This is a genomic window from Roseomonas sp. TAS13 (assembly GCF_001950415.1).
Lineage (GTDB): Bacteria > Pseudomonadota > Alphaproteobacteria > Acetobacterales > Acetobacteraceae > Roseomonas > Roseomonas mucosa.
Genome location: NZ_BDLP01000151.1, coordinates 1 through 10,336, shown reverse-complemented (window position 1 = coordinate 10,336; position 10,336 = coordinate 1). Strand labels below are relative to the sequence as shown.

Here is a 10,336-nt window from a genome sequence, read left to right as displayed (position 1 = left end):
GGGCCAGGGCGGGGCGCTGTCGATGCTCACCGGCGTCGCCGGCGCGGGCAAGACCACGCTGCTGCGGCCGCTGGTCGCCGCCTGGCAGGCCGACACGCGCTTCGCCGCGGGCGGCCGGGAGGTGATCGGCACGGCGACGGCCTGGCGGCAGGCCAGCGCCCTGGGGGAGGCCGGCATCGGCCAGACCCTGGCCATGGACCCGCTGCTGAAGGCCATCGAGGCCGGGCGGATCGTGCCGACCCGCAACACGGTGCTGGTGATCGACGAGGTGAGCCAGGTCGCCCCCCGCGCCCTGCTGACGCTGCTGCAGGTGCAGGCGCGCACCGGCATGACCCTCAAGGTGCTGGGCGACCGCGAGCAGGCGCAGTCGATCGAGGCGGGCGACGCGGTGGAGCTGATGCGCCGGGCGCTGCCGCGCGCGGAGCAGACGGAGATCCTCGACACCGTGCGGCAGCGCAGCCTGGAGGACCGCCAGATCGCGGGGCTGTTCCGCGAGGGGCAGGCGGGCGAGGCGCTGGCCCGCAAGCGGGCGCGGGGCGACGGCTCGGCCCGGCTGCTGGGCGGCGACCAGGACCAGGTGGTGGAGCAGATCGCCGACCACTACCTGGCCCGGCGCGACGCCCTGCTGGCCGCTGGCTCGAAGCTGGAGGTGACCGTCTCGGCGCCGACCAACGAGGACGTGGCCGACATCAGCCGGGCGGTGCGCGCGCGGATGCGGGCGCGCGGCGAGATCGGCGCCGACGAGGTGGTCTACCGGGCCATCGACCAGCGCGGCGAGACCTACGACCTGCCGATCGCCACGGGCGACAGGGTGCGCCTGTTCCGGCGGACCATGGGTCGGATCGACGGCAAGGTGGCGAACTTCGGCAGCAACGGCGACACCGTCACGGTGCTCGGCCGCACCGAGGCCGGCCTGCTGTTGCGCGACAAGACGGGGCGGGTGGGCGAGGTGGAGTGGCGCCGGCTGACGGACGGGGCGACGGGGCGGCTGCTGCTGGGCTTCGGGCACGCCCTGACGGTGGACGCGGCGCAGGGCATCACCTCGGGCGAGCACATCAACGCCCTGCCGCGCGGCACCGCCGGCGTCACCGCCTTCAAGGGCTACGTCGCCGAGAGCCGGGCGAAGGGCACGACCTGGACCATGATCTCGGAGGCGGCCACCTTCGAGGCGGTCAAGCGCGGCCGCGCCCTGGGCGACGCCACGCCCATCACCAGCGAGGATCTCTGGGCCAAGGCGGCAGAGGGGCTGGCGCAGAAGCCCTACAAGCCGCTCGGCAGCGACCTGCTCTCCGACATCCGGGAGGGCAGGGAGAAGGCCACCCTGTCCTTCATCCGCTTCCAGCACCTGGTGGAGACGGCCGAGCACCAGGGGCGCGACCTCGGCCGCGAGATCCGGGAGCACCGGCAGGCGGTGGCCCTGCAGGCGGCGATGCCGCGCAGCATCGCCGCCCTGGACGCGGCGCTGTCGCTGATGCGCGGAGGATCGGCGACTGCGGCCGAGGAGCATCTGCGGCGGCTGCGCGTCGAGACGGAGGTGGCGCGCCGGGAGATCGAGGGGGTGGCGAAGCCGTCGACCCCCTCGGCGGGGATGGGATGAGGATCGGGGAGCCCGGCGTCATCTCGTCCTGAACATCAGGCCCTGGTCGGCCTCAAGCCGCGGGAGGCGCCGCTGCCTTCCCGCGCAACGCCTCCCACAAGGCCCCCGGGCCGAGCAGGGCCGAGAGGATGCCGGCCCGGACGGTTTCCGAACCCAGCGCCTGGGTGCTCATGCTCTGATGCGCGGCCATCGCGTCGATGATGGCCGTCATCAACTCGTCCTGGAGGCTGGGCGAATTGGAGAACTGTTCCTTGGTGTTGGCCGTCGCCTGGGCTTTGAGGGTCTCCGATTCCAGCAGCTTTCCCTTGATGACGGTATCGACGTAGGCCACCGCATCGCCCTCGGTGACGTCGCCTTCGAACAGGTCGTTGATGGCCTGGATGATGGCGGCCAGACGCAGTTTCTGCTTGTCCTGGACCGCCCCCGAGCCGGTCTCGGTCATGGGCTGAAGTGGGTCCGGCGTCTTGTCGCCACCCAGGTTCAGTTTCTGTTGCCCGAGATCGCGCATGCGATGGTGGGTCAGCTTCAGGGCCGAGAGGTCGATCCCCTCCCGCTCGCGCCCGTAATCCAGCAATGGCAGCAGCAGCTTGGCGAAGAGGTAGAGCTTCTCGTAGTCCGTGTTGCCGTAGTCGAACATCTGCCCGAGAAACTCGTAGGCGCGGACATAGGTGCCGAGGTCGCGCTTGAAGAGCAGCAACGCCTCGACCTCGTCCTTGCCGGCCTTCTGCGCCCTGCTGCCCGCCGGCTCGGCCTTGGCGCTTCCCTGTGCCTGCCGGAACCGCACCAGCAACCGGTTGCTGACCGGTCCGATGGCGGCGTCTAGGTCTGCCTGCGTGGCCTGCGGACGGAGGACCGCCCGGACCACGCGCTCGACCTCATGCCAGTCGTAGCAGCCCTGGCCGTCCAGCTTGTTCCGTAGGTCCAGCACGATGTTCGGGTCGCTGGTGCCGCCCAGTTCCGCCGTGGTGTGATACTGCCGGAATGCGGCCAGGATCTCCTCCGGCTCGTTGACGAAGTCGACCACGTAGGTGGTGTCCTTGCCGGGATAGGCGCGGTTGAGCCGTGATAGGGTCTGCACGGCCTGGATGCCGCCCAGCTTGCGGTCCACGTACATGGCGCAGAGCAGCGGCTGGTCGAAGCCGGTCTGGAACTTGTTGGCCACCAGCAGCACGCTAAATTGCGGCGTGGCGAAGGCCTCGCGGATGTCGCGGCCGAGCAGGGCGGGGTTCATGTTGGTTTCGGTGAAGGGCTCCGGCCCGCTGTCCGGATCGTTCACCTCGCCCGAGAAGGCGACCAGCAAGCCGATGCCATAGTTCTGCTGCCGGACGTAGCTCTCCATGGCCCGCATCCAGCGCACCGCCTCCTTTCGGCTGGCCGTGACCACCATGGCCTTGGCCTGCCCGCCCAGGAGGTGGGCCACGTTCTGCCGGAAGTGCTCCACCACGATCCGGACGCGGGCGGCGATGTTGACGGGGTGCAGCCGCACCCACCCCATGATGCCCTTGCGCGCCTCGCCGGCATCGACCTCGGCCTCGGAGACCTCCCTGCCCCCATGGGTCAGCCGGAAGGCCAGCTTGTAGCTGGTGTAGTTCCGCAGCACGTCGAGGATGAAACCCTCCTCGATCGCCTGGCGCATGGCGTAGGTGTGGAAGGCGACCGGCAGGTTGCCGGGCCCGGCGGGCTGTTCGGGGTGCGGGCGCCGGCCGAACAGCTCCAGCGTCTTGGCCTTCGGCGTCGCCGTGAAGGCCACGTAGGTGATGTGCCGGTCCTGCAGGACGCGGGTCGCCATCTCGGCCGCGAGCAGGTCCTCCATGTCGACCTCGCCACCGTCGGCCAGGGCCGCCTGCTCCTCGGGCGACAGGGCGGCCTTGAGCTTCCCGGCCGTGGCGCCGGTCTGGGACGAGTGGGCCTCGTCGGCGATCACCGCGAAGCGCTTGCCGCTGGTGGCGGCGAGCCGCCTGATCTCGGCGATGGCAAAGGGGAAGGTCTGGATGGTGCAGACCACGATCTTCTTGCCGCCGTTGAGCGCCGCGGCCAGCTCCTGGCTCTTGCTGGCCCCCTCGCCGGTGATCGTCGCGACCACGCCCAACGTGCGCTCGAAGCCCTCGATGGCCTCGCGCAACTGCTTGTCGAGCACCGTGCGGTCCGAGACGACGAGGACCGTGTCGAACAGCTTGCGGTGCCCGGCGTCGTGCAGGTCGGCCAGGAAGTGGGCCGTCCAGGCGATGGAGTTGGTCTTGCCCGAGCCGGCCGAGTGCTGGATCAGGTATTTCTGCCCCGGCCCGTCCGCCAGCACCTGCGACACCAGCCGGCGGGTGGCGTCGAGCTGATGGAAGCGGGGGAAGATCCAGCCCTTGAGGCGCTTCTTGTCGTCCTTCACCGGCACCAGGTAGCGGCCGAGGATCTCCAGCCAGCTGTCGCGCTGCCACACCTCCTCCCACAGGTATGCGGTGGGGGCACCGTGCGGATTGGGCGGGTTGCCGGCCCCCATGTCCTGTCCCCGGTCGAAGGGCAGGAAGGTGCTGTCCAGACCGGCGAGGTGGGTACACATGGCGACCCGACTGTTGCTGACGGCGAAGTGGACCAGGGCGCCGCCGGGGAAGCTCAGCAGCGGCTCCGGCAGGTTCCGGCCCGGCACCCTGGGCGGCCGGTCGTAGCGGTACTGGTCGATCGCGTCCCCGACGGACTGGGTGTAGTCCGACTTCAGCTCGGCGGTGGCCACCGGGATACCGTTGAGGAACAGTACGAGGTCCAGGCAGTCCTCCCCCTGCAGGGAGTAGCGGACCTGCCGCACCACCCGCAGCCGGTTGGCGGCGTAACGGCTCTGAAGCGCCTCGTTCATGCCGAGCGCCGGGCGGAACTGGCACAGGGACAGGCGCTGCTTGAGGCCCACCACATCCAGCCCGTCCCGCAACAGTGCCAGAATTCCCTGCTTGTCGAGCGCGGTGCGCAGGCGGTCGGCCAGGGTGGTGGAAGCGGCGGGGCCGTGGGTCTTGCTCAGGCTCTCCCAGGCCTCGGGCTGGGTGGCTTGTACCCAGGCGATCAGATCCTCGGGGAAGAGGGCATGGGCACGGTCGTAGTGCGTGGCGGCACCCGGCTCGTAGAACCAGCCATGGGCTGCCAGGTAGGCGCAGATGCCCTCCTCGAAGGCGATCTCTTTGTGAAGGCTCACGCGGCCTCCGCCGGATGCTCGGCGGCTAGGTCGCGAACGTCTATCTTACCGGTAACGGCGGCGGAGATCAGAGCGGCGCGACGCTCGCGGAAAAGGGTGACGGCGCGTTCAGCTTCGGCGGTAAGGGCATCGACGATGGAGCTTGCTTCGGTCAGGAAGGCAATGATCGCCGTCTGCTCGCCAACAGGAGGCATTGGGATAGTGATTTCCTTCACCGTCTCGATGGAAACCTCGTTGAATGTCGAGCCCTGCCGCATCAATGCCCAGTACTCAGTGGCGCTCTTGCTGCGCAGAAAGGCAACGAGAAACTCGGAAGTAACTGTTCCATTGCTTACGATGCGGGCGACGCCACGAGATAGATTTACGCCGTGGAGCTCCTTATGGACAACATGGCAAGAACCGATCGATGCTCGGATTCCAAGAATGACCTCGCCGCCTTCCAGGCAGGTGCGTGGATAAGCCGCTGCAATTTCTGCGGTCGTTTTCTGTAACGAATCAAGATCGAACGAAGCGCTTGTCATGTTGGTCGTCTGTATGAATGGAACGCCTTCGTCCTGCGCGTCACCGGGCTGAACAATGCCATAGGAAATGCTGGTTCCGGGCAGGATCAGATGCTTGAGTCGCTTCACCTCCCAATGCGCCGGCACCTCCCCCAGCCACTCCACGCCGGAGTCCTTCATCGGCACGTTGGGGTCGAGGCCCTTGGTGACGGCCTGGGAGATGACGGCCTGCCGCTTCTCCTTCAGCAGCGCGATTAGCCGCTCCTGCTCAGCCACCAGCGCGTCAATCTTGCCGGTCTCGCGGTCGAGGAAGGCGGCGATCGCGGATTGCTCGGCGGGCGGGGGCAACACGAACAAAAGATTGCCCAGTTCCTCCGCATTCAGGTGCGGTTGCGCCGCTCGGAGCCGCAACAGGTTGATCTGTGCCTCAAGCATATACTTCGACAACAGCGCCGCCGCCGCGAAGGCGGGGGCTATTCCGGGCTTCATGCGAACGGCCATGTCAAAGCCAGCGATTGCACCAACCCAGTCTGCGGTCACGATCGCAGAGTCGCCCGTATAGGCGCCGCTCCGGACCACCACGATATCCCCAAGCGCCAGTCGCGTGACTCGAGATTCCGGCAACGCCGCTTCGTCCACGTAGACCAGTCCCTCGGTGCTCAGTTCACCACGCTTCACATTGGTTGCGCGGAGGAAGCGGGTTCCGTCGAGGTGATATTCTGGTGGCTGTCCGAGACCGTAGGAAATTGTCGCAGCGCGCTTGAACGAGATGACAGCCCAGTGGCGCGGAATGTTGCCCATGGCAGAAATTCCACTCTCCCGATATTCCGGATACGCGGGAAACGTCATACTTCGCCTTCTCCGCCAGCCTTCGGCTTGTGCCGCTTCAACAGGGCCTTCGCCGCACCTTCCAATTGCCGCAACGTTTCCATCTCGCCTTCCGCTTCCAGCGCAGCACGGCGGCGGGCAGCAAACGCCTCGTATTCCACGGCGGCCTTGCGGTCCGCTTCCTCCCGCGTCACCCGCCCGGCATGGGGCAGCACGGCGCGATCGTTGAAGCGCAGAAAGTCATCCAGCCGGGTCCTCCAGTCGGCCAGGAAAACCTGCTTACGGCGCCGCGCCTGGTCCTCCGCGAAGTCGAGGAACATCACCACGATGCGGTTCAACTCGGTGATTTCCGGCGCGGTCAGGTAGTTTTTCGCCACCGTCACATCGGCCTTGCGCACCCGCTCGCCAGCCCGCGCCGTCAGGCCCATGTTCGGCTTGGTGGCATCGGCGCGGCTGGCGATCAGTTCCGGCGCCGTCTGGCCGGTGGCGGCGAAGTGCAGCTTGTTCTGTACCACCTGGAACACCGCCTGGGTCTCCGCCGCCCCCGGCGCATAGTCGGCGGCCAGTGCGATGATCTCGCGCACCCGCAGATAGACCCGCCGTTCACTGGCGCGGATGTCGCGGATGCGTTCCAGCAGTTCATCGAAGTAATCCGGCATATCCGGCCCGGGCGGGTTCCGCAGCCGCTCATCATCCAGCACGAAGCCCTTGCGGAGGTATTCCTCCAGCCGTGCCGTCGCCCATTGGCGGAACTCGGTGCCGCGCGCGCTGCGCACCCGGAAGCCGACGGCAAGGATGGCCGGCAGGCTGTAATGCTGGATGGCGCGGGAAACCTGCCGCTTCCCCTCGGTTCGAACTATCAAGTAGGACTTGATAGTTGCCTCCGGCGTCAGTTCGGCCTCCGCGTAGATGTTCCGCAGATGCAGGTCGATGTTCTGCACGGTGGTCTGGAACAGCTCCGCCATTTGCGCCTGGGTCAGCCACAGCATGTCCTCGGCGAAGCGACATTCCAGTCGGGTACGGCCGTCCTCGGTCTGGTAGAGCAGCAGGGAGGAAGGCGGGGGTGCCTTGCTCATCCCGCCAGCCCTTCGATCATCGCCCGGATACGGTCCGTCACCTGCTTCAGATCAGCATCGATTTCCTCCAGCGGGCGCGGCGGCTCGAACACATAGAAGTGCCGGTTGAAGGGGATCTCGTAGCCCACCTTCGTCTTCTCCTCGTCGATCCAGGCATCCGGCGCGTGCGGCTTCACCTCGCGATCGAAGTAGGCTTGGATATCCTCGGTCAGCGGTACGTTCTCCGTGTCCCGCAGCGCGCTGTCCGGCTGCGGCTTGCCCTTTCCCTTGCCCTTCTGGCCCAGCACCACCGCGCCCTTCTCATCGCGCAGCGGCCGCTCCACCGTGATGGTGCGGTAGCCGAAGGCCTCGTTGCGGAACAGGCGCGACATCGGCGCCAGCTTCACCGCGCCGCCCTCCGGGGCCGGGGGCGGCGCCTCACCCGCGCGCACCACCACGCGGCTCACCCGCCCCTCGGCATCCGTCACGCTGGCCACCTGCGCCTCCGCCGCCTCGCCGAACAGGCGGGTGACCTCGTCGGTCAGATCGTCGCCCATCTGCTTGCGCTTGGAGCCAAGGCTCTTGCGCATCTTGCTCCACATCGCCGAGGCGTCGATCAGCTGCACCAGCCCGCGCCGCGCCGCCGGCTTGCGGTTGGACAGGATCCAGACATAGGTCGCGATGCCGGTATTGAAGAACATGTCGGTGGGCAGGGCGATGATCGCCTCCACCAGATCGTTCTCCAGCACATGGCGGCGGATCTCGCTCTCGCCCGATCCGGCGCCGCCGGTGAAGAGCGGCGAGCCGTTGAGCACGATGCCGATCCGACTGCCGCCCTCGGCCGCCGGCCGCATCTTGCTCAGCAGGTGCAGCAGGAACAGCAGCGAGCCGTCCGAGATGCGTGGCAGCCCCGGCCCGAAGCGGCCGGCATGGCCCTTCTGCTCGGCCTCCTTGCGGACCTCCTTCTCCACCTTCTTCCACTCCACTCCGAAGGGCGGGTTGGAGAGCATGTAGTCGAATTTGCGGGCCGCGTGCCCATCCTCGGAGAGGGTGTTGCCGGGGACGATGTTGCGCACGTCCTGGCCCTTGATGAGCATGTCCGCCTTGCAGATGGCGTAGCTCTCGTCGTTCAGCTCCTGGCCGAACATGGTCAGCGAGGCCTGGGGGTTGTGCTCCAGCAGGTGCTCGGCCGCGACCGAGAGCATGCCGCCGGTGCCGGCCGTGGGGTCGTAGATGGTGCGGACGGCGCTGGTGTTGGGGGTGAGGATGTCGCTGTCCTCGATGAACAGCAGGTTCACCATCAGGCGGATGACGTCGCGCGGCGTGAAATGCTCGCCGGCCGTCTCGTTCGACACCTCGGCGAACTTGCGGATCAGCTCCTCGAAGGCCAGCCCCATGTCGTGGTTGCTGACCTGATCCGGGTGCAGGGGGAAGCCGGCGAAGCGCTCGGTGACCTGGTAGAGCAACCCGGCCTTGGCCAGCCGGTCGACCTGCTCGGCGAAGCGGAACCGCTCGAAGATGTCGCGCACGGCGGTGGAGAAGCCGCGGATGTAGGCCGCCAGGTTGGTGGCCAGGTTGTCCGGGTCGCCCATCAGCGTCTTCAGGTCGAGGGGCGAGGTGTTGACGAAGCTCGTCCTCGCCACGCGCAGCAGGAAGGGCTCCGGGTCGATCCCCAGCGGCTCCCGCGCCTTCTTCTCGGCCAGGACGGCGATTTTCGTGGGGGCTAGCACGCAGTCGAGGCGGCGCAGGACGGTGAAGGGCAGGATCACCCGACCGTACTCGGAGGGCTTGTAGTCGCCACGCAACAGGTCAGCGACCGACCAGATCAGGGCAGAAAGGGAGACGGACTGGCTCAAGAGCGGGATCCTGGCGGCTAAGCGAATGATTCGAAGGTGTTATTCACTATAGCCGCATTTGTTCCGCCCTGAACACGGCCCCCGGGGTGCATGGGACCTGGAGCGGCCGATGTCGCTGGCCCGCCGCGGGGTCGAGAGGCAGGCCGGAATAGCGGTGACCCACGCCGCGCTCCCATCGTCGCCGGTTGCCACCCCAAGGTGCGGCAGTCCGCGAGGAGGCGCGACCTGACAGCGGAACCGCCATCGTCGCAGACGCCCGGCCTGCCGCCGCAGGGCATTCGCATCGACACGCGGTCTTCTTCGAGCATGTGCTCATTCCTTGCCGTTCTGCTCGCGCTCATTGCTCAGCCCGCCGTTGGGCAGGAGGGAGGCAGCGGCCGGCGCTGCGGGGTGCTGGGCGACAGCCTGGCTGTCGGCGCCGCCCGCCACGCCCCCGGCTGCGAGATGCGCGCCAGGATCGGCATCGGCAGCGCCGAGTTCGCCCGGACCTATGCCGCCACGCCCGTCCGGGCCGACGCGGTACTGATCTCACTTGGCGCCAACGACGGAGGTCGCTCCGATACGCTGGACAATCTGGCGGCGGTCCACGCCGCCGTGGTCGCCCGCTCCGTCACCTGGATCCTGCCGGCCCGTGGCGATGGGGCGCGGCGGGCGATCCTGGCGATCGCGCACGCACTCGGCGACCGCCTCATCGAGACGCGCGCCGTCACCGGCGGCGACGGCCTCCACCTGACGGCGCAGGCCTATTGGGCCGTGGCGCAGATCCCCGTCGGCGCGGCCGCGCGCTGAGGCAGGGCGCTCAGTTCCGGCCAGGGACCGACCCCGTTCCAGGCCTGCCGCAGCGCGCCCCTGACCACGGCCGCCACCCCCGGGGCCCGGTAGGGCGGCTCGTCGACCAGGAGGGCGTAGGCGCGTTGCAGAGCCTCCAGCTTCAGCGGATCGGTCTGCTCCGCGAAGCCCCGCAGCGTGCCCATCGCGATCTCCACCTCGCTCCGGCGCGGGGCCAGCGCCGCCTCGAACTCCGCTATCGAGGCGGCTTTCGCCGGCTCGACCGCGACCAGGAAGTCGAGGGCCGCCCGCACGTCGCGCTCGGTGATGAAGTGCGGGTGGTCGGGGCCGGCATAGCGGATCACGGTGGGACGCGAGACGAAGGTCATGGCATGGCCTCCTGGTGGGGCTTCGGGAGGGTGCGGGGGCGCCGCAGGCAGCGCTCCCCGGGGGGCGGCAGGCCGGGCATGTCGGCCCGCGCGTACCGGCCCCAGCCGATGCGGACCACCAGCCCCGCGACGCGCAGGGCACGCAGATGGCCGGTGACGTTCGACACCGAG

The 10,336-nt window shown here is 68.3% G+C and carries 7 protein-coding genes; 2 read left to right on the top strand and 5 right to left on the bottom strand.

Annotated features, from left to right (window positions below):
- Window positions 1-1,597 (top strand): AAA family ATPase (locus tag ROTAS13_RS13005; protein ID WP_171979098.1); only part of this gene is annotated, 1,597 nt, incomplete at its 5' end.
- Between the two features lie 52 nt (window positions 1,598-1,649).
- Here the strand turns inward: ROTAS13_RS13005 and ROTAS13_RS13000 are convergent.
- Genes ROTAS13_RS13000 through ROTAS13_RS12985 form a run of 4 tightly spaced genes read right to left on the bottom strand, consistent with a single transcriptional unit; the run spans window position 1,650 to window position 9,008 of the window.
- The gene (locus ROTAS13_RS13000; protein ID WP_027297337.1) at window positions 1,650-4,769 is read right to left on the bottom strand and encodes a type I restriction endonuclease subunit R; all 3,120 of its coding nucleotides are present in this window, start codon (window positions 4,767-4,769) and stop codon (window positions 1,650-1,652) included.
- Entirely contained in the window at window positions 4,766-6,118 is a 1,353-nt protein-coding gene (locus ROTAS13_RS12995) for a restriction endonuclease subunit S (RefSeq protein WP_027297338.1), read from the bottom strand. The genes ROTAS13_RS13000 and ROTAS13_RS12995 overlap by 4 nt, the downstream gene beginning before the upstream one ends.
- Window positions 6,115-7,173 carry a virulence RhuM family protein gene (locus ROTAS13_RS12990; protein WP_027297339.1) on the bottom strand — a complete coding sequence of 353 codons (1,059 nt, stop codon included), beginning with the start codon at window positions 7,171-7,173 and terminating at the stop codon, window positions 6,115-6,117. The genes ROTAS13_RS12995 and ROTAS13_RS12990 overlap by 4 nt, the downstream gene beginning before the upstream one ends.
- Complete coding sequence (locus tag ROTAS13_RS12985; RefSeq protein ID WP_027297340.1) at window positions 7,170-9,008, bottom strand: class I SAM-dependent DNA methyltransferase; 1,839 nt, start codon at window positions 9,006-9,008, stop codon at window positions 7,170-7,172. Before ROTAS13_RS12985 ends, ROTAS13_RS12990 begins: the two co-directional genes overlap by 4 nt.
- 390 nt (window positions 9,009-9,398) lie before the next feature.
- On the opposite strand from ROTAS13_RS12985, the gene ROTAS13_RS12980 reads away from it, so the two are divergent.
- A complete protein-coding gene (locus ROTAS13_RS12980) occupies window positions 9,399-9,797 on the top strand; it encodes a hypothetical protein (protein ID WP_027297341.1) in 399 nt (132 codons plus the stop codon).
- Here the strand turns inward: ROTAS13_RS12980 and ROTAS13_RS12975 are convergent.
- Complete coding sequence (locus tag ROTAS13_RS12975) at window positions 9,752-10,165, bottom strand: hypothetical protein (protein ID WP_075822552.1); 414 nt, start codon at window positions 10,163-10,165, stop codon at window positions 9,752-9,754. The two genes, ROTAS13_RS12980 and ROTAS13_RS12975, sit on opposite strands and share 46 nt — an antisense overlap.
- Window positions 10,166-10,336: the final 171 nt, after the last annotated feature.